We start from the raw sequence: 19,019 nt of genomic DNA, 5'->3' as shown, positions 1-19,019 counted from the left end.
TTCCTCTGGCCGCAACCGCCGGTTCCGGTGGCTTCGATGACGAAGCACAATCATTAGCGATAACAATGAAAACATTTACCTATGCCGCATTCAATAAACTTTAATTCGCTAAAATTATACCAAATCAAGACTTCACTTTACTCTAGTTACAGGATTAGTCGTGCCATTCCCCAGTGTTCTCACCGTCCTTGGCGCCGCATTATTTCTCTCTGCTTGTTCAACCTATGCGGATCCGGCGAGTTTATCGCAAAGCAACAGCCGAGATGCTCTTATTGTCGCCGAGCGCAATGACTTTGGCTCTCTAGAAGTCCTGTTGCGCGGCGTCGATCTAGAAAAGGGCCGATTTAACAGCCAGAAGATCGTGCTCTCATCGACAGGCGACCGTCTGAAAGTGACTGGCGCTTCGCAAAGCTTCGCGCGCAATTATATCGCAGAGCGCATTCCGCCAGGCGAATATGCAGTCGTGGGAACCATTGATTCATCATACTACGCCTCAAGCGCCAAGAAACTTGGAACGCTTAAAAAATACAATTGTAATGCCTTAGGCGCATCTGTCCTGACGTTTGAGCCGGGAAAAAGCTACTATTTGAAGACGGCCAATGGCCGACTGACCGCCGCCGCCTCAAAGGATCTAGAAAATGCCGATCAGGCGCTTGTGGGGGCAGGCGTTCGCACCGCTTCACTCGAACTGGCGCAAACAGCGTCGGTTATCTCGTTTGACGCCGGCAGAGACGTTTGGGACAAGTTGAGAGCTTCGGCCAGTTGTCCGGAAGGTGATCGCTTCACCATTGTCGATCAAAATGAGGTTGAGGGTCGAGCGCTTGCAAGTTTGTGGGGTTACAAAAACTGCTCAGGTCAGCAGTGCGACATGCCAAAACTAAGCAGCGCTGAAATCGATGCATTGACACCAGCGGCGTTAGCGTTTCGTGAAGAAAAGTATTTAGAGGCAGTTCAACTCGTCGATAAGGCCATCGAAGAAAACACCGTAAACTCAAAAGTCGCCTATCCAACCGCACTGAACCTTCGCATCCGCGCCCTTATGAGTTTAAAGGAAACTAAGGTCGCTGCAGCAGACGCCGAAACTCTAATCGAATACGCGCCGTCAAACGCGGACCTTGAAGTCTTTCACCTTGTGGTTGCCACACAAGCCTTCAAAGAAAAGAATTACAATAAAGCGCATTTGCACATGAGCACGGCGATGCGCGACAAACGCAGCAAAGATCCGAAAACTCTGCTCATCGCCATGACGGCCGCGATAATGGCGGATGACGCGGTGATGACAGTCAATTACATGCGGCCGGAGTACGGAGAGATTTCCCAAGCCGCGTTCGCGTCAATTTACAAATATGCTGTGTCCGCCAAGAAACCGGGCGTCGCCGCAGACATCGCAAAAATTTATGCGACCGAACACAATGTATCCATGGAACAAGCTCAGGCAGACATGAAAAATTCGAAGGCGACCTCAAGCATCGCGCTGCCGGCCACCTTTAAATAGCTCCTCCCCACGAGGCGCTCTTTAACTTAAAAAGCCCCGGACAATGCCGGGGCTTTTTTGATTAGTTGTCGAGGAAGCTCCGCAGCTTGCGCGACCTTGACGGATGTTTGAGCTTGCGGAGCGCCTTCGCCTCGATTTGGCGGATGCGTTCGCGGGTCACCGAGAATTGCTGACCGACCTCTTCGAGCGTGTGGTCGGTGTTCATGCCGATTCCGAAGCGCATGCGCAGCACGCGTTCTTCACGCGGGGTGAGCGAAGCGAGCACCCGCGTCGTGGTTTCGCGCAGGTTCGACTGGATCGCTGCATCGATCGGCAGGATCGTGTTCTTGTCCTCGATGAAGTCGCCGAGATGTGAATCCTCCTCGTCGCCAATCGGCGTTTCGAGGGAAATTGGCTCCTTGGCGATTTTCATCACCTTGCGGACTTTTTCGAGCGGCATGGAAAGCTTTTCCGCCAGCTCTTCCGGGGTCGGCTCGCGGCCGATCTCATGCAGCATCTGACGGCTGGTGCGGACGATCTTGTTGATCGTTTCGATCATATGCACCGGAATACGGATGGTGCGCGCCTGATCAGCGATCGAGCGGGTGATCGCCTGACGAATCCACCAGGTCGCATAGGTCGAGAATTTATAGCCGCGGCGATATTCGAACTTATCCACCGCCTTCATCAGGCCGATATTGCCTTCCTGAATGAGGTCGAGGAATTGCAGGCCGCGATTGGTGTATTTCTTGGCGATGGAAATGACGAGACGCAGGTTCGCTTCGACCATTTCCTTTTTGGCGATGCGCGCTTCGCGCTCGCCTTTTTGCACCATGGAGACGATGCGGCGGAAATCCTGAACCGTAAGACCGGTTTCGGTCGCCAGTTCGCCAATTTCATCGCGAATGGTCAGGACCTGATTTTCGCCCTTCTTGACGAAATTCTGCCAGCCCTTGCCGGTCTTGGCGGAGACGCGCTCAAACCATTCCGGGTCAAGCTCGGCGCCGATATAGTCGGACAGGAATTCCTGACGATTGACGCCATAGGAATCCGCCAGACGCACCAGCTTGCCTTCCAGCGCCATCAGGCGGCGGTTAATGTCGTAAAGCTGTTCGACCAGCGCTTCGATCCGCTGGTTGTTGAGGCGGACGGAGCGCACGCGCTCGACAATATCCTTTTGCAGTTTCTTGAAGCGGCGCGACTGCGACGAGGTGAGGTCTTCACCTTTCAGGTGCTCCTCAATCATGATGTCTTGCAGACGGCGAAGCTTTTTATAGTCGTCGGAGATCTGGTCGAAGGTGAGCATCACGCCATCGCGCAATTCCGCTTCCATCGCCGACAGCGACAGCGCGCCCTCGTCGAAATCATCTTCGTCATCTTCGGCGTTTTCGGCCTTTTCCGCTTCTTCGCGGTTCACCCGCTCGGCGACTTCCGGCTGGGTCATGTCGGGGCGCGCTTCCGGCCCGCCGCCATAGGTGGCGTCGAGGTCGATAATGTCGCGCAGCAGGACGCGGCCTTCCTGAAGTTCGTCGCGCCATACGGTGATGGCTTCAAAGGTCAGCGAGCTTTCGCACAACGCTTTGATCATGGTCTCGCGGCCGGCCTCGATGCGCTTGGCGATGGCGATTTCGCCTTCGCGAGACAGAAGCTCGACGGTGCCCATTTCGCGCAGATACATGCGCACCGGATCGTCCGTGCGGTCTGCGGAGGCGCCGGTGTTCGTCGTAACGACCTGGCCGCCCTTCTTTTCGTCTTTGACGGCGACGGCTTTGGATTTTGACGGTGCGGCGGTTTCGCCGTCATCGTCATTGGCGGCGTCGGCGCCGTCATCATCATCGTCTTCTTCATGCTCGACGACATTGATGCCCATCTCGGAAAGCTGGGACATGATGTCTTCGATCTGTTCGGAAGAGACCTCTTCGGACGGCAGAACCTTGTTCAGCTCGTCATAGGTCACATAGCCGCGCGACTTTGCGGTCTTGATCAGCTTCTTGACGTCCGCATCGCTAAGATCAAGAATCGGACCGTCGCTCGGTTCCGCCGCTTCGGTTTCTTTCGTCGCCGCCGCTTTTTTCGCCATATCGCAAAATCCTTATCGACCGAATTTTTCTCAACGGTCAGTTTCATCCGCTCGAGCGCATCCGAGAACTTCTTGGGGGAGTCGCCCTCATCCCCCTGGTCCTCGCTCGGCTTGCTCGAATTGATCAGTTCCTCACGCGCCGCCGCTGCGGCCTTCCATGCATCATCGCCGTCCGTGAATATCTGCGACGCCGAACGAGCCACCTCTTGCTTGAGGGTAGATTCAAACAAATGGTGGGCCAGGGCGTTCTCAAACCCTAGCTCAACCTCGGCAATCTCAGTGTCGGGGCGGAGGAAGCTGTGTTTCACGAGCTGGGGATCTGACGTCACCCGCTCCAATATGCCTGCCGCGCCGGTCTGGCTCAGATGGCTTTTCAACCCTGCGCTGTCAAGGGCCGGGTCTGTGGAAATCGCCGACAATACCTCTCCGAGCAAGGTCTTGAGCCCCGGATCACCCAAATCCAGGTCGAAAAACGCCGCCTCCCGCCGTTCCACCAGTTCCGGGTGGATAATCGCCGCGAGCACCAGACTCGCCTCCCGGACCCAGTTGGACGGCCCTTTGAGGCCCGGCGTCGGCCGCGCCGGCGCGGCGAAGCGAAAGCCCTGCCCGCGCTGATTCTGGCCCCGGCCCTTGCCGAACTCCCGGCCGCCGCCGCGAAACGGGTTGCCGCCGGACTGGCCCCCGCCATCGCGCCCATAAGAATGTGAACGCTCGGGCGGGCGGAATTGCGCGTCCAGACGCCGGGACAGCTCCTCGCCATAGGCCCCGCGCACATCCTTGTCGGCGATGCCTTTGACCAGATCGCGCAAATGGGCGCGCAAGGCCGCGCGCCGTTCGGGCGTATCGAGATCGCGCACCGAAATCTCGCGGGTCCACAGCACATCGACCAGCGGGCGAGCCGCTTCGAGCACTTCATTCATGGCGCCGGCGCCCTTGTCGCGCAGCAGGTCATCCGGGTCCTGACCTTCAGGCAGGAACGCGAAGTTCAGCGACTTGCCCGGTTTCAGCATGGCCAGCGCCCGGTCGATTGACCGGTGGGCGGCGTTAACGCCGGCGCTATCGCCATCGAAACACAGGACCGGCTCGTCGGAAGAGCGCCAGAGCAACGCAAGCTGGTCTTCAGTAAGCGCCGTGCCGAGCGGCGCCACCGCACGCTTGATGCCTGCGCCCCAAAGCGCAATGACGTCCATATAGCCTTCGCAGACGATCAGAGGCTTTTTGTCTTCTGCGGCGGATGCACGAGCGCTGGTGACATTGTACAGCACCGAGCCTTTGTGAAAGAGCGGCGTTTCCGGGGAGTTCAAATATTTCGCCCGGGCATTCGGGTCGAGCGCCCGCCCCCCGAAGGCGATCACCCGGTCGCGCGTGCCGGTGATCGGAAACATGATGCGATTGCGGAACCGGTCATAGCTGGCGCCGCCATCTTCCGGCTTGATCACCAGACCGGCCTCAATCAGCACGTCGTCCGTGAACCCCTTATTCAGGAGATAGTCTTTCAGGGCGTGACGGCCCGCCGGCGCAAAACCAATCGCGAAGGCTTCAAGTTGCGCATCCGTCACCTCGCGCCCGCGCAGATAGGCCATGGCGTCGCGGCCATCGGCCCGGTGCAGCATCGCCTGATAGAATTTCGCCGCCGCGCCGCACGCTTCCGCGAGCCCTTGCGCCTTTTCCGCCCGCGCCGCTTCCGCCGGACTTTCGGTCGGCAAGGCGAGCCCCGCATCGGCCGCCAGCCGCTCCACCGCTTCGGGAAAGGAAAGGCCCTGGGTCTCGATCAGGAAGGTGATGATGTCGCCATGGTTCTGGGTCGAAAAGCAGTGATAAGACCCGCGCCGGTCATCGACAGTGAAAGACGGGGTCTTTTCGGGCTTGAAAGGCGACAAGCCCCACCAGGCGTTTCCCTGTTTCTTAAGTTTCACATATTTTCCGATGACGTCGGACGGGCGCAGGCGCGCCTTCAGCTCATCAAGGAATTCAGGGGTGAAACGGGCCATGGGCTCTTATTCTATCGGGATTCTACTTTGCCCATTGAGGGCGATCCCGAGATATAGTAGCTCCCCCGCTTAGCGCATAGCGCTACAGTTAACGTCTTTTCCCCAAATCACCCCTTGCCAAAGCCGCGAAAACCGCGCAGGTCCGCGCCCTATGACGCAACGCACAACACCGCTCCGCAATATCGCCATCATCGCACACGTCGATCATGGCAAAACCACGCTCGTCGATGAGATGCTGCGCCAGTCCGGCGCCATCCGCGAGGGGTCAGACATGGCCGAGCGCGCCATGGACTCAAACGACATTGAGCGTGAGCGCGGGATCACCATCCTCGCCAAATGCACCAGCGTGCTTTGGGAGGGCGATCACGAGGGCGGCACAAAGCTCGACGAGCCGGTGCGCCTGAACATTGTCGATACGCCGGGCCACGCCGATTTCGGCGGCGAGGTCGAGCGCATCCTCTCCATGGTCGATGGCTGCCTCCTGTTGATCGATGCGGCCGAAGGACCGATGCCGCAGACCAAATTCGTGCTGTCCAAGGCGCTGGCGCTGGGCCTGCGCCCGATCCTGGTCATCAACAAGGTGGACCGTCCGAGCGCCGATCCCGACGCCGCCCTTGATGCGGCGTTCGATCTTTTCGCAGCGCTGGGCGCCAATGACGAACAGCTAGACTTCCCGGTGCTCTATGCGGCGGGCCGCGATGGCTGGGCGGACAAGACGATTGACGGGCCGCGCGAAAATCTGACGCCGCTGTTTGAAACCGTTATCGAGCATGTGCCCGCGCCGGAAATCGCAGATGGCGGCGCAACCGCCCCCTTCCGCATGCTGGCGACAACATTGGAGGCCGACCCCTATCTCGGCCGCATTCTGACGGGCCGGGTGATTTCCGGCGTCGCCAAACCAAGCGTCACCATGAAAGCGCTGTCGCGCGACGGCAAAACCGTTGAGCAGGCGCGCGTCACCAAAGTGCTCGCTTTCCGCGGCCTGAAGCGCCAGCCGGTCGATGAAGCCTTTCCGGGGGACATCATCGCCCTCGCCGGTTTCTCCAAAGCATCAGTTTCCGACACGCTATGCGACCTTAGCGCCAGCGAACCTCTGCCGTCGCAGCCGATCGATCCGCCGACCCTGTCGGTGACGCTGGCCCCGAATGATTCACCGCTGGCCGGCCGCGAAGGCGACAAGGTGCAGTCGCGCGTCATCCGCGAGCGGTTGATGCGTCAGGCCGAAGGCGATGTAGCGATCTCCGTCACCGAGACGGAAAGCAAGGACGCCTTTGAAGTGGCGGGCCGCGGCGAGCTTCAGCTCGGCGTCCTGATCGAGAATATGCGCCGCGAAGGGTTTGAACTCGCCGTGTCGCGTCCGCGCGTCGTGATCCGCACCGGCGAGAACGGGGAATCGCTGGAACCCATCGAAGAAGTCGTGATCGATGTGGATGATGATTATTCCGGCGTCGTCATCGAAAAGCTGTCGCAGAAAAAAGCCGATCTGGTCGAGATGAAACCGGCGGGCGCCGGCAAGACTCGCCTGATCATGCATGTCCCGTCACGGGCGCTGATCGGCTATCACGGCGAATTCCTCACCGATACGCGCGGCACGGGCGTGATGAACCGCTCCTATCTTGAGCACGCCCCGCATAAGGGCGCGATTGAAGGCCGCCGCAATGGCGTGCTGATTTCGAATGGCGACGGCACAGCCGTTCCTTTTGCGATCTGGAACCTTGAAGAGCGCGGCGTCATGTTCATCTCGCCGGGTGAAGCGGTTTATGAAGGCATGATTGTCGGCGAAAACGCCAAGCCGAACGATCTCGACGTCAATCCGCTGAAAGCCAAACAGCTGACCAATATGCGCGCCTCCGGCAAGGACGAGGCGGTGAAGCTCACCACGCCGCGGCGCATGTCGCTTGAACAGGCCATCGCCTATATCGACGATGACGAACTGGTCGAGGTGACGCCGAAATCAATTCGCTTGCGGAAAATCGCGCTGAAGCCGCATTTGCGCAAAAAACGCGCGAAAGAAAACGCGTAACGCCGCCTATTCCACATGCTCATATTCCCACCAGAACGGGATCGCGTCATCATCCATCAGTTCGCGAGCCAGTTCGGAATAAATGAGTTCCGCGCGGACGCTGTTCGCTAGCAAAACAAGACAGCGTTTCGTCGCTTCCTGACAGACGACAAAATTTCCCGTCCACGGATTATGGCCGCCTTTGAACCATGCGGGACCATGCGCGCCTTTATAGGTGACGAGGCCGAGCCCCGCTGAAAGCGAGAACTCTTCGCCGCGCGCATCCGATGTATCCCAAAGCGTGGGGAATTGTTTTGCGGTGGTGATCGGCAGTCGCCCCCGCACCATCTCAGCGCGCGAGGACGGCGACAGCCCCTCGCCGCGCACCATGCCCGCCCACATTCTCGCCTGATCTGCAATCGTCGTATCCATGGAGCCGGCGGCGCTGACGCCGCTGCGTTCATCATGGGGCTCAAATCCGCCATCGACGCCATAGCCGTCAGCAAGATTATCCGCAAAATCTTCGCGCCATTGCATGCTCGTATTGGTCATGCCGAAACGGTCATAAATCCGGGTTTGCATTTCCTGCTTCAGATCGAGCCCGAGCCCGTCCTCAATAGCGAGTTGCAGGAGATAGAACCCTTCGCCGGAATAGGCGTAACGCACGCCCGGCTCGAAATGGAACCGCAGTTTCTGATCGTCCTCGAGCCAGCGGAAATTTGCAAAACCCGAAGAATGCGTAAGCACATGTCGCGCAGTGAGCCGGTTGCGCCGCTCATCGGCCGCCAGGTCCGTATAATCTTCATAGTCTTCGAGCGGCTTTGGCAGATAGGAAGCGAGCGGCCGGTCGAGATCAAACACCCCTTCATCCACAAGCTGGAGCGTCATATAGGCGACCGCCGTTTTCGTGAGCGAAGCGCCATACATGATCGTGTCGGTTTCCAGCGGCAGGGATTTTTCGACATTGCGCATCCCATAGGCGGCGACATGCGTGACTTCGCCATCCTCAATCAGCGCGAGCGCGAGACCTTTGACATCCTCACGCTGCATGAGCGTTTGCACATGATCGTCAATGGCGAACCCATCCGTTTTGGTCGACGCCGCATTTTGCGAACATCCGGCAAGCAAAGCGACTAGTCCCGCCAGCGCAATCAATCGCATGGATGCTCTCCTTTTGAATAGATCGGTCACCCTTCGCGCGGCGCAGTTGCCTCTGCAAGTTTTTTCAATGGCCCGCCAAGCGTTCCCGCCACCATAGACGACAGCATGCGCGGCATAAACCAGAATGCCGATAAAGGCTCAGCGATGCGATCGCGCAACGCCGGGATCAGTTTCAAATCCGACTGAAATACTGGCGTAAAGAGCCAGCTGACTGTCTGATAAAGCCGAACATGCGCGCTGCGGAGTTTCAAAAAGGCGGCCAGCGCATCATCGACGCTTTCATTGCTCGTCAACGCGGCGGACAACGCCCATGCATCGAGCAGCGCCATATTCGCCCCCTGCCCTAATTGCGGGCTCGCCGCATGCCAGGCGTCTCCAATATGCACGATCCGTCCCGTGACAGGCGTCGGCGCAGTGTGGTGAGCGTAGTGAGCAAAAACAAATTGTTCGTGATCGGTGAAATGCTTAAGCACCGGCGCCGCTTCCGGCCAGAGCGCCAACACTTTGTCCTTCCAGCGATCGAGCGGCGTCATACGCCAGGCCTCATAATGATCCGCGCGCAAGGTCCAGAAAAACGCCGCTTGCGGCGGGCCATCCTGATGCAGCGCGCCAATTGGCATAACGCCGGCGGATATTGCAGCGCCACTATAGCGCTGGTTCAATACATTTTCAGAAAACCCGCCTGACGTTGGGAAAGGCGTATTCGCCCACAAGGCGCCGTAGTTCAGAAAACTTGCAGAACGTTCAATAAAGGGCGAGCGCACGCCAAGCGCGTCAATGACAAGGTGGAAGGGCCCGGCATTGCCGCCGCCGGCAAAGCCCAACTTCATCGACCCGGCGACAGACTCCGCCCCGATGATTTCGCGTCCATAGTGAAGGTTCGCGCCAGCCTCCACCGCAAAACGATGCAGCATGTCGAATAAAGCGGCGCGATGGATGGCGACGCCGAAGACATCAGGCCCGAGCGCATTATAGCGCACATCAAGCACTTTCCGCTTGCCGCCCTGTATACGGCCATCAAGGCGATCCAATCGCGCGCCTCGTTGAATTAATTGAGCACTGAGGCCCAGCGCCGCCAGCGCCGCCTGTCCGGTAGGCTGCACAATCAGCCCCGACCCGACAGGCGACGGCTTCAGCGCTTTGTCATAAACGGCGACGCTGTATCCCGCGCGCGCGAGAAATCCGGCCGTCGCCAGACCGGCAATGCCTGCACCGGCAATCGCGATTTTTATTGTTGTTGAGATGGCCGCCGCCCTTAAAACTAAGGGACGTACAGAAATCTATTTCGCGGCGCTCGTCTATGGCCCAACTGGTCGCACAGGTCTTAAATGCCGGGCTTACACAATTTATCTGCGTCTGACCCCAAACCAGGGGCGCAATACAGCAACATGTCGAATGATTTCATAGCCCAGGAAACAGCCGAACACGGTGATGCTCGCAACAAGGGTGAACTCCAGGCCCGCCCCAAGCCGCCATTGCGTAAAGTAATAGCCAGCGATGATGGTGATAGTCTGATGCAGAATGTAATAACAAAATACGCCGCCAGTCAGATAGCTCAATGCTTTCGACGGCTTATTGAGATATCGCTGCGCCAGGCCCAACAACAACACGATACAGCTCCATGCATACAATATGTCGAGCGTTGTGATCACAACTTCAATGCCGGGCGCCTCCGCCAGTGCGGATGTTGAAAGCGCCGCCTTGTTTGCTTCGAACCACCAGCCGGAAATGCACAAAGCAATGACCAGCATCACAGCAAGCGGCAGCGCACGATGCACTGCGTCCCAAAAGCCCTGATGTTTCGCAGCGCAATATCCGAGCATGAAGATCGTCACGCGGTGCGCGTGATTGCCCCAGTCATTGAACAGATCATGGGTGGTCGGAAATCGTTGCGACAAAGTCAGCTCGTAAATCACAAATGGAATGATGATGACAAACAGAAGCCGCACCGGCCCGCCTGCGATCGCGCTTAGAAACCTGGCGCCTGGTCCCTCAGCCAGTTTTTTCAGCAATGGCAGAAACGGCGCCAGCAACAGGATATAAACAAAGAGATAGACCACATACCAAAGGTGGTTCCAGGTCGGCGTGATCATCGGGAAGAGCTGTTCGAACTTCAGATAATCGCCCCAAAAGGCGAGATAGCCCGGCTCAATCGCGCCGGCCTGACGGAGCTCGAAATAGCTCTGGGGCGCGACCCAGATGAAGACCCCCATCAGGATCGGCAATCCAAGCCGGTATGCGCGCGAGCGCGCAAAGGCCAAGGGCGAGGCCGCCTTGTCGGCGGCGAACCGCACCGCCACCCCGGAAATGAAAAACAGCAGCGCCAAACGCCAGGGATTGACGATTTTCATCAACGGCTCGGCCTCAGGGCCCGCATAGAAGCTTTTTACGTGCCAGCCCCAGCTCACATAAAACATGCCCACATGGTAAAAAATCAGCAGGCCGAAGGCGATGACGCGCAGCCAGTCAAGATCATAGCGGCGGGTGTGAACGCCCTGAAAGGCGCCGGTCGTGTCGGCGATGGCCATGGGAATCTCCTTGTCGTTTTCCCATCGGTGCCCGGCGGCGGCGATGACCGCCAGCGCAAAGCCGTAATCCGCGGCGCGATGTGACAAACGGCCGGAAAACCGGTCGCCAAGGGACAAGCGGCGGGTCAGTGGGGACGGGATTTCGAGCAAATTCGACGCCGCCTTGGCGGCCCCCGTGCATTCGGCCTATGTACGCGGGATGAATTTTCGCTTTTCCATCCCGACCGACCCGCGCGGCGATGATCGCGCCGCCGACCGCACAACCTTTCTGTGGACCGCGGCTTTCCTGCTCGCCGGGCTGGTGGTGACGATCCTGTCCACGGCAACGGAAATCCAGCGCTATGATCAGGACGCCTCGATTGCGAAGTACATCATTTTCGAGGGCACGGGGTATCTGTTCTTTCTGGCGCTTTTCCCGGTCATTGGATGGGTTGTGACCCTGGCGACGCCGGGCCAGCAGCCATGGCGTCAGGTCCTGCCTGTTCATTTTGCCGCAAGCCTGGCCCTGGCGGCGGTCCATATCAGTCTGTTCGTCGCCGCCCGAAAAATCCTGATGCCGGTATTTTACGGCGAGCCTTATATCTTCACCGATAATCTGCCGCGCGAATTCATTTACGAATATCGCAAAAGCGCGCTGGCCTATTGCATTGTGGTTGTGGCGATCACCTTTGGCCGGGAATTGCAGCAACAGCGCCGCGAACTCGCCGCCATTCGCGACGAGGCGCGCAAGTCCCAGCGCCTGACGCTGAAATGCGGCGGGCGCACGATCTTCGTCAACGCCGCTGACATAGTCTGGGTGAAATCGGCGTCCAATTATGTGGAAGTGATGGCGGGCGGCGCCCCGCATCTTGCGCGCGCCACACTCGCCTCCGTCGAACGCCAGCTTTCAGACGCGGGCGCGCAGGCCATTCGCGTGCACCGGTCATGGATCGTCAATGCCGACCAGATCGTGAAGACCGAGCCTACCGGCGAAGGCGACGTTAAAATCGAAATGAAGGACGGAACCATCGTTCCCGGCAGCCGGCGCTATCGCGACCGCCTGCCGAGCGCCGCCTAGATGAGGCGTTCTTTCATGAGCTTTCCGGCCTGACCGAAATCCATGGAGCCGTTGTAACGCTCTTTCAGCGCGCCCATGCATTTGCCCATGTCCTTGAGACCGGAAGCATCATATTCCTCGATGACTTCAGTCACGGCGGACTGGATCTCGTCAGCGGATAATTGCCGCGGCAGGAATTCACGGATGACGTCCATCTCGGCGCGTTCCTGTTCGGCAAGCTCCGGCCGGCCGCCATTTTCAAAGGCGGCTGCGCTTTCCTCGCGCTGCTTCACCATCTTGGTCAGGATGGCGAGGATTTCTTCTTCCGTCGCCCCCTCGCAACGATCCTCGCCGCGCGCAGCGATGTCGCGATCCTTGATGGCGGCGTTGACCAGCCGCAAGGTCGCAACCCGCAGCTTGGCGTTGCCGGCCTTCATGGCCGCTTTTAGTGCAGTGTCGATTTGCTCTCTGAGCATCTGATTCTCCGTTGCCGGCGTGCAATAGGATTCAAAATCCGCGCCGCCGTCACTAGCCCCACCATAGTTGATTGTTTTGTTTGGATAATCTCTAACTTATCCGTTGTTGACCCTTGCGGTCCCTTCGCCTAGCTTCCCGCCGATTTGCGCGCGTACAAGGCCGCAACCGCCAGCGCCGCCGCGCAATCATGCAATGCAACAAGGCCGCGAAGAGATAGTTATCAATGAAGATTAGTCAAGCACCAGCCAACCATCCGACCGCCGCGCTGGTTTTAGCCGATGGAACAACGGCTTACGGCCAGGGCCTCGGGGCCGGCGGGGAAACCGTGGGCGAAGTTTGTTTCAATACGGCAATGTCCGGCTATCAGGAGATCCTGACGGACCCCTCCTACGCAGCCCAGTTGGTCACCTTCACTTTCCCGCATATCGGCAATGTGGGCGTGAACGCGGAGGATGTGGAAAACGCCTCCCCCGCCGCCTCGACCGCCGCCCGCGGCGCAATCTTCCGGGCGGACGTCACCAGCCCGTCCAACTATCGCGCGCAGCTTGATCTTTCCGCCTGGATGCGCCGGCGCGGCATAATCGGCATCGCCGGAATCGACACCCGCGCCCTGACCGCCCGCATTCGCGAGCATGGCATGCCCCATGGCGTCATCGCCCATCACCCGTCTGGCCGCTTCGACATTGATGCGCTGCGCAAACGCGCGGCGGAATGGGAAGGCCTGGAAGGACGCGACCTCGCCCGCGACGTCACGTCATTGCAAAGCTATCCGCATACGGAAAAGGGCTGGGAATGGGGCAAGGGCTATACAGCCCATGACGGCTCCGGCCCGCATATCGTGGTTATCGACTACGGGGTGAAGCGCAACATTCTGCGCCGCCTCGCCAGCGAAGGCTGCCGCGTCACCGTGGTTTCCGCCAAGGCGAGCTATGAAGACATCATGGAAAGAAAACCTGACGGCGTTGTCTTGTCGAACGGTCCGGGCGATCCGGCGGCGACCGGGGAATATTCCGTTCCGGTCATCCGTGAATTGATCAGCCATAAAGTGCCGACGCTGGGCATTTGCCTCGGCCATCAGATGCTGGCGCTCGCCGCCGGCGCGAAGACCCGCAAGATGGCGCAAGGCCATCACGGCGCGAACCATCCGGTAAAAGACCTCGCCACCGGCAAGGTCGAAATCGTCTCCATGAATCACGGCTTCACGGTCGACAGCGACAATCTCCCCGCCAATGTGGAGGAGACCCATGTCTCGCTTTTCGACGGCAGCAATACCGGCATTGCGCTGAAAGACGCCCCGGCCTTTTCAGTGCAGTATCACCCGGAAGCCTCGCCCGGCCCGGAAGACAGCTTCTATATTTTCCGGCGCTTCCTTGAGAGCGTTAAAGCGGCGGCATAGACGGAACCCTTCGCCGGTGGCCGTGTTCTCTCCCCGAACCAAGGGAGACCGAACATGGATATTTTTGACCGTATCAAGGAAGACCACGACCACGCACGCGAGGTCATGAAAAAAATCAAGGAATCCACCGCACGCGCCGAAAAAACCCGGCTAAAATTGTTCGGTGAATTCAAGCTCGACATGTGGGCGCACCACAAGGTCGAGGAAGCAGTGTTCTATTCCTTTCTGCGCGACGACACCAAAATGAGCGATGATTCATACGAAGCGCTCAATGAACACCACGTCGCCAACGGCTTGCTCGAAGAGCTCGACACCTTCCCGGTCGATAGCGACGAATGGGGCGTCAAATTCGGCGCACTGTCAGAGCTCGTCGAACATCACATGGATGAAGAGGAAGACGACTTCTTCCCGAAAGCCAAAAAGCTCCTGTCGAAAGAACAGGCTGCGCTGATGGGCAAGCGCTTTGACGCGCGCAAAAAAGTCGTGCTGGCCGCCATCATGCCGCTCGACGAAAGCGAACTGGAATCCGCCGCGTAAAGCAGCGTGCGCATTCCCATGATTGATCTTGTTCAATGGACCGCGACCGGGCTGGCCATCCTCGCCGCCAGCCTGATCGCCGCCCATATCAGTCAGCGGGCGACCGGCTGGGCGTTTGTCGTCTTCACTGTTTCATCGCTCTTATGGATCTGGTTCGCCGCCGCGGAAAATGATCACGGCCTGCTGGTCCAGAATCTGGTCCTCACGGCGATCAACGGGCTCGGCGTCTACCGCTATCTGCTGCGCCGCAAGGGCGCGCCTGCATAGCAACTGCGCAAGATGCTGGCGCGCACGAAAAACGGCGGTTAGCGTCGCTGCATGCGCAAAGACCTTCGCGACACATTCGAAACGCTCACCACAGGCCGTGGCTTCACCAAGGAGTCAGGCTTTCGCGTGCGCGAGTTCAAGGAAGGCTATGTGGCGCTCGAAGTCGCCCCGAAAGAAGAACTCGTCCAGTTTATGGGCTTTGTGCATGCGGGCGTTGTCACCGGGCTCGCCGATCATGCCGCCGGCGCCTGCTATGCGACGGTGCTGCCGGAAGGCAAGGTCTGTCTCACCATCGAATTGAAGATCAATTTCATGAAGCCCGCTCAGGGCGACATGCTGGTCGCGGAAGCAACGGCGCTGTCGCGCGGCGCCTCCATCGGGGTGATCCGCTCCGACGTCTATGCGGAGACCGGCGACAAGCGCGTCATGATCGCGACCGCTTTGGTCACCTTGAAGTCCATCACCCCATAACCGCGCCGGTCTTGGCAAGGCACGCCCGGCGGGGTTAGGTAAGCGCCATGACACAGCAACAACAACCGCCCTTCACCGTCCAGATCGTGCCGGTCACGCCGTTCCAGCAGAATTGTTCGATCATCCGCGCGCCTTCGGGCAAGGCGGCGGTCGTCGATCCCGGCGGCGAGGCGGAGAAGATTCTCGACGCTGCAAAGGCGATGGACGCGAAGATTGAGCAGATCTGGCTGACCCATGGCCATCTCGACCATGCGGGCGGCGCGGAAGCGGTGAAGCGCGCCACTGGCGCGCCGATTATCGGTCCGCATAAGGAAGACACTTTCTGGCTCGATGAGATCGCCGATCACTGGGCGAAATATGGCCATGCGGGCATGGGCGAAAATTGCGCGCCGGACACATGGCTGCATGATGGCGACGAGCTGGATCTCGACGGCATTAAATTCAACGTCGTCTACACGCCCGGTCACACGCCCGGCCATGTGGTGATCTATCATCAGGGCGCGAATATCGCATTTGTCGGAGATGTATTGTTTCAAGGCTCTATCGGGCGCACGGATTTTCCGCGCGGCGATCACCAGACATTGATAAACTCAATCACGCAAAAACTGTGGCCCCTTGGCGATGTGCAATTCGTGCCGGGCCACGGCCCCGTTTCCACATTCGGGCGTGAGCGTCAGTCCAACCCGTTTGTCGGAGACTCCGTCACCGGCTATCAGGGCGCGGCGAAAAAACCCGCAAACGAAATGGATCAGAAACTATCCAAGCGCTGGCAATAGCCCGGCGTCACTTCGCGGCGGCGGCTTCAAACATCTTGAAATGAATGACGTCGCCAAAGGGCGACGCGTCATTATCCGCGCCATTGATGACGGCGTAGAAAAACACTTCCTCCGACAAATCCTCCGGCGCAGTCCAGTCAACGCGCCAGCTTGCGCCGTCGCCGGCGGGAACGGGATTGGTCGACCGCACTTCCTGTTCGTTTGCTTCAATGCCATTGCTGTCTTCAGAAAACGCGCCGGCGCTTGCGGAAAGCATGAACCCGGCGATCTCCGCATCGCTTGGGGCGAAACGCAGGGTCAGCGCATAGGTTTCGCCAGTACGGACGCTCGCCGGCAGGCCGCCGAGCGAAATCAGCGGCGAGTCCTTTTCCAGATCATAATCATGATGACAGGAATTGCAGTTCTGTCCTGACGCCGGCTTCGCCACGCCCCAGGGCGCGCCGTCCGGATAGGCGAGCGCAGCGTTTGTCAGAACAACCCAAAAAGCCAGTCCCACCAATGCGCGCATGATTTAATCCTGCAATGGCGGATCGACAATCGCCCGCCCGATATAGTTGCTGTCCGTTCCGAACCAGACGGCGCCGGACTGCGCTTCGAAATGCATATGCCGGACAGAGCCGCCGCGGGAGGGAATTTCCGTCGCGGAAAAGAATTCCTCCGTAGCGGGATCAAAGCCGAGAAAGACATTCGGCTTCACGCCGGTCGCGACCATCCAGAGGCGATCCTGACTGTCCGTCGCCATGCCGTAAGGCCGAGCGCCCTCGCCTTGCGGCAGCGGCCATTCGGAGAATTTTTTCGTTTTCGGATCATAGGCGCCGAGCATGCCCTTGGCGTAATCGCCATACCAGACGCGACCGTCGCTGGTGACTTCGAGGCGGCGCGGACGGGTTTCAGCGCGCGGCAAATCTATTTCGCGCAGCTCCATCGTCTCAGGATCAAGATTGGCGAGCTTGTTGACGCCGAACAACGCAACCCAGATAGACCCATCCGGAGCGATTTTGACGCCATAGGGCCGCGAGCGCTCGCTTTGCGATGAAACGAGATCGACTTTCCGATCTTCAAGCGTCAGCCGCCCGATCATATTGCCGCCCTGCACGGTGAACCAGATATGTTCGCCTTCTTCATCGAGAATGAGCGTGTGCGGATCACGCGCCGCTTCGTCCGGCATGGGAATTTCTTCGATCGACTTCGCCTTCGGGTCATAGCGCCCGATCAAAGCGGTGCGATTGCCCGCATACCAGACACCGCCATCCGGCGCGACGATGAGATTGTGCGGTCCGGACCCGTCTTTCAGGGTGACTTTGGTGAATTCGCCGGTCGATGGATCAAGCTCTGCGAGGTACCCTTCGCGCTGTCCCACAAACCAAACGGAAGTCGCGCTTTGCGCAAACGGGTCGCGCGGGCGCGATTCCTCATAAGGAACTTTCCATTCCATAATGGGAACGGTGTCTTGCGCGACAGCGGAGACTGCGCCAGCCAAACTAGCTGCGAGCACTGCCCAGAAAAATTTCATCGCCGCCCACCTTTCGCGCTATTTGCGCCCTAACCGCGCCAAGACAATTGGTACTATAGCGGCGCGAAATCCGCATCGGCGGGAAGATTAAAGATAAGACATGACGGCGATGCAGCAATTCTCCCCGGCCTATGGCGCGCTGGCTTTGGGCGTGTTCGCGATAGAGGCGGCGATTGCCGGCTTCCTGACCGGCGGGTTCATCCGCCATACGCTTGGCGACGCGCTGGTTGTGGCCCTTTTATATGCAGCGCTTTTGTCCGTCGCGCGGATCGACCGCCGCCTCGCGGCAGCCGGCGTTTTTTGCATTCGCCGTCATCGTTGAGGCCACGCAAGCCGCCGACCTCGCCGCAAGACTTGGACTGGCCGGCACGGCGTTCGGGCGGCTGGTGTTGGGTTCAACCTTCAGTTGGGCGGATATCGCCGCCTATGGCGCCGGCGCGATTGGCGTTTTGATCGCAGATGAAAGCCTTCGCGCCGCCCTCAACCGGGCATCCGGCCGGCGCTGACGCAAAACGCCTAGCTCACAACGCCTAACTTACCACCCGGCGCAAACGCGCAAAATGTTCGTCCCAGCCTGTATCGTGATTGGCGCCCATGCCGAACGGGTCCGCCTCGAACTTTTCCCACCCCTCATGCACGAGCGTCAGGACCGTTCCGCCCTTCACGCCTTCCAGCGTCCAGGTGCAAGTGGTTTCAACGCCGTTGAGGTAATCATGGGTGAATGTGTGCACAAGCCGTTCCGGCGCCTTCATCTCCAGCACTTTGCCCCAACACAGCTTCTCGCCGTCCTTGCCAAGAGAGTTGGTCAACAGGCCGTAATCGCCGCCCTCTTTCAAATCCGCCGCGCCTCGGTGAAACCACAACGCCAACTGATCCGCCTCGGTGAGAAATTTCCAGACATGTTCCGGCGGCGCTTTCAGAAACAGGGTTTTGACGATCTTCATCTTGCTCATGAGGTTCTCTCCACAACTTGCTTGAGTTTCGCGAGGCGCTCATCCCAGAACCGGTCGAAATGATTCAGCCAGTCGGCTGCGGTCTTGAGCGCTTGCGCATCCAGATGATTGATCCGTTCACGTCCTTTCGCCTCGACCGCGATCAGTCCGCCTTCGCGCAACACGGCGAGATGCTTGGCGATAGCAGGGCGCGTCATGTCGAATTCCGAGGCGATCTCCGCAATCGGACGCGGCCCCTCCGCCAGCATGAAAAGGATCGCGCGGCGGGTCGGGTCGGCGAGCGCGCGAAATACCGGCTGAGCCGGGTCCTGTGCAGGGTGATGGGCGGTGTCGGCGGAGAGCATGTAAAGCGGCCTC

20 protein-coding genes are annotated in these 19,019 nt (G+C 59.1%); 10 read left to right on the top strand and 10 right to left on the bottom strand.

Features of this window, described 5'->3' with window-relative positions; translation table 11 throughout:
- The first annotated feature begins 160 nt into the window (after positions 1-160).
- Positions 161-1,495, top strand: a complete 1,335-nt coding sequence (locus AC0L8G_RS10650) for a hypothetical protein (RefSeq protein ID WP_473384176.1) — start codon at positions 161-163, stop codon at positions 1,493-1,495.
- Positions 1,496-1,556: 61 nt separating this feature from the next.
- Here the strand turns inward: AC0L8G_RS10650 and rpoD are convergent, their stop codons facing one another.
- Positions 1,557-3,554 carry an RNA polymerase sigma factor RpoD gene (gene rpoD, locus AC0L8G_RS10645; protein WP_473384175.1) on the bottom strand — a complete coding sequence of 666 codons (1,998 nt, stop codon included), beginning with the start codon at positions 3,552-3,554 and terminating at the stop codon, positions 1,557-1,559.
- Positions 3,458-5,545 (bottom strand): DNA primase, encoded by a 2,088-nt coding sequence (dnaG, locus tag AC0L8G_RS10640; RefSeq protein WP_473384174.1) that lies wholly within the window; start codon positions 5,543-5,545, stop codon positions 3,458-3,460. Before dnaG ends, rpoD begins: the two co-directional genes overlap by 97 nt.
- A gap of 151 nt (positions 5,546-5,696) precedes the next feature.
- On the opposite strand from dnaG, the gene typA reads away from it, so the two are divergent.
- Complete coding sequence (typA, locus tag AC0L8G_RS10635) at positions 5,697-7,568, top strand: translational GTPase TypA (RefSeq protein ID WP_473384173.1); 1,872 nt, start codon at positions 5,697-5,699, stop codon at positions 7,566-7,568.
- Positions 7,569-7,574: 6 nt separating this feature from the next.
- Here the strand turns inward: typA and AC0L8G_RS10630 are convergent, their stop codons facing one another.
- From AC0L8G_RS10630 to AC0L8G_RS10620, 3 genes are all read right to left on the bottom strand, one after another.
- Positions 7,575-8,708: a serine hydrolase domain-containing protein gene (locus tag AC0L8G_RS10630; protein WP_473384172.1), complete on the bottom strand. Its 1,134-nt coding sequence runs from the start codon at positions 8,706-8,708 to the stop codon at positions 7,575-7,577.
- A gap of 26 nt (positions 8,709-8,734) precedes the next feature.
- Positions 8,735-9,904, bottom strand: coding sequence for an FAD-dependent oxidoreductase (locus AC0L8G_RS10625; protein ID WP_473388851.1), 1,170 nt, complete (start codon positions 9,902-9,904; stop codon positions 8,735-8,737).
- A gap of 150 nt (positions 9,905-10,054) precedes the next feature.
- The gene (locus tag AC0L8G_RS10620) at positions 10,055-11,386 is read right to left on the bottom strand and encodes an acyltransferase family protein (RefSeq protein ID WP_473384171.1); all 1,332 of its coding nucleotides are present in this window, start codon (positions 11,384-11,386) and stop codon (positions 10,055-10,057) included.
- Positions 11,387-11,411: 25 nt separating this feature from the next.
- On the opposite strand from AC0L8G_RS10620, the gene AC0L8G_RS10615 reads away from it, so the two are divergent.
- Positions 11,412-12,293, top strand: coding sequence for a LytTR family DNA-binding domain-containing protein (locus AC0L8G_RS10615; protein ID WP_473384170.1), 882 nt, complete (start codon positions 11,412-11,414; stop codon positions 12,291-12,293).
- Here the strand turns inward: AC0L8G_RS10615 and AC0L8G_RS10610 are convergent.
- Positions 12,290-12,748, bottom strand: a complete 459-nt coding sequence (locus AC0L8G_RS10610) for a GatB/YqeY domain-containing protein (protein WP_473384169.1) — start codon at positions 12,746-12,748, stop codon at positions 12,290-12,292. The genes AC0L8G_RS10615 and AC0L8G_RS10610 overlap by 4 nt on opposite strands.
- 224 nt (positions 12,749-12,972) lie before the next feature.
- Between AC0L8G_RS10610 and carA the strand changes: the two genes are divergently transcribed.
- The 5 genes from carA to AC0L8G_RS10585 are packed head-to-tail and all read left to right on the top strand — an operon-like array spanning position 12,973 to position 16,196.
- Positions 12,973-14,145: a glutamine-hydrolyzing carbamoyl-phosphate synthase small subunit gene (carA, locus tag AC0L8G_RS10605; RefSeq protein WP_473384168.1), complete on the top strand. Its 1,173-nt coding sequence runs from the start codon at positions 12,973-12,975 to the stop codon at positions 14,143-14,145.
- A gap of 54 nt (positions 14,146-14,199) precedes the next feature.
- Positions 14,200-14,682 carry a hemerythrin domain-containing protein gene (locus tag AC0L8G_RS10600; protein WP_473384167.1) on the top strand — a complete coding sequence of 161 codons (483 nt, stop codon included), beginning with the start codon at positions 14,200-14,202 and terminating at the stop codon, positions 14,680-14,682.
- 18 nt (positions 14,683-14,700) lie between these two features.
- Complete coding sequence (locus AC0L8G_RS10595; RefSeq protein WP_473384166.1) at positions 14,701-14,949, top strand: hypothetical protein; 249 nt, start codon at positions 14,701-14,703, stop codon at positions 14,947-14,949.
- Between the two features lie 51 nt (positions 14,950-15,000).
- Positions 15,001-15,420 carry a PaaI family thioesterase gene (locus AC0L8G_RS10590; protein ID WP_473384165.1) on the top strand — a complete coding sequence of 140 codons (420 nt, stop codon included), beginning with the start codon at positions 15,001-15,003 and terminating at the stop codon, positions 15,418-15,420.
- A 47-nt stretch (positions 15,421-15,467) separates the two neighbouring features.
- Complete coding sequence (locus AC0L8G_RS10585; protein WP_473384164.1) at positions 15,468-16,196, top strand: MBL fold metallo-hydrolase; 729 nt, start codon at positions 15,468-15,470, stop codon at positions 16,194-16,196.
- A gap of 7 nt (positions 16,197-16,203) precedes the next feature.
- On the opposite strand, the gene AC0L8G_RS10580 is transcribed toward AC0L8G_RS10585, so the two are convergent.
- Both AC0L8G_RS10580 and AC0L8G_RS10575 read right to left on the bottom strand, forming a co-directional pair.
- Positions 16,204-16,704, bottom strand: a complete 501-nt coding sequence (locus tag AC0L8G_RS10580) for a choice-of-anchor V domain-containing protein (protein ID WP_473384163.1) — start codon at positions 16,702-16,704, stop codon at positions 16,204-16,206.
- A 3-nt stretch (positions 16,705-16,707) separates the two neighbouring features.
- Positions 16,708-17,709 carry a Vgb family protein gene (locus AC0L8G_RS10575; RefSeq protein WP_473384162.1) on the bottom strand — a complete coding sequence of 334 codons (1,002 nt, stop codon included), beginning with the start codon at positions 17,707-17,709 and terminating at the stop codon, positions 16,708-16,710.
- A 100-nt stretch (positions 17,710-17,809) separates the two neighbouring features.
- Here AC0L8G_RS10575 and AC0L8G_RS10570 point away from each other — a divergent pair, with 100 nt between their 5' ends.
- The gene (locus AC0L8G_RS10570; protein ID WP_473384161.1) at positions 17,810-18,031 is read left to right on the top strand and encodes a hypothetical protein; all 222 of its coding nucleotides are present in this window, start codon (positions 17,810-17,812) and stop codon (positions 18,029-18,031) included.
- A complete protein-coding gene (locus tag AC0L8G_RS10565; protein ID WP_473384160.1) occupies positions 17,952-18,215 on the top strand; it encodes a ribosomal maturation YjgA family protein in 264 nt (87 codons plus the stop codon). Before AC0L8G_RS10570 ends, AC0L8G_RS10565 begins: the two co-directional genes overlap by 80 nt.
- Positions 18,216-18,239: 24 nt before the next feature.
- Here the strand turns inward: AC0L8G_RS10565 and AC0L8G_RS10560 are convergent, their stop codons facing one another.
- Both AC0L8G_RS10560 and AC0L8G_RS10555 read right to left on the bottom strand, forming a co-directional pair.
- Positions 18,240-18,662, bottom strand: coding sequence for an SRPBCC family protein (locus AC0L8G_RS10560; protein WP_473384159.1), 423 nt, complete (start codon positions 18,660-18,662; stop codon positions 18,240-18,242).
- Positions 18,659-19,006: an ArsR/SmtB family transcription factor gene (locus AC0L8G_RS10555; protein ID WP_473384158.1), complete on the bottom strand. Its 348-nt coding sequence runs from the start codon at positions 19,004-19,006 to the stop codon at positions 18,659-18,661. Before AC0L8G_RS10555 ends, AC0L8G_RS10560 begins: the two co-directional genes overlap by 4 nt.
- Positions 19,007-19,019: the final 13 nt, after the last annotated feature.

It is taken from the genome of Hyphococcus sp. D3-15 (assembly GCF_055809375.1).
Note: the sequence above shows the minus strand (reverse complement) of the source record. Positions and strands in the feature narration are given on the sequence as shown.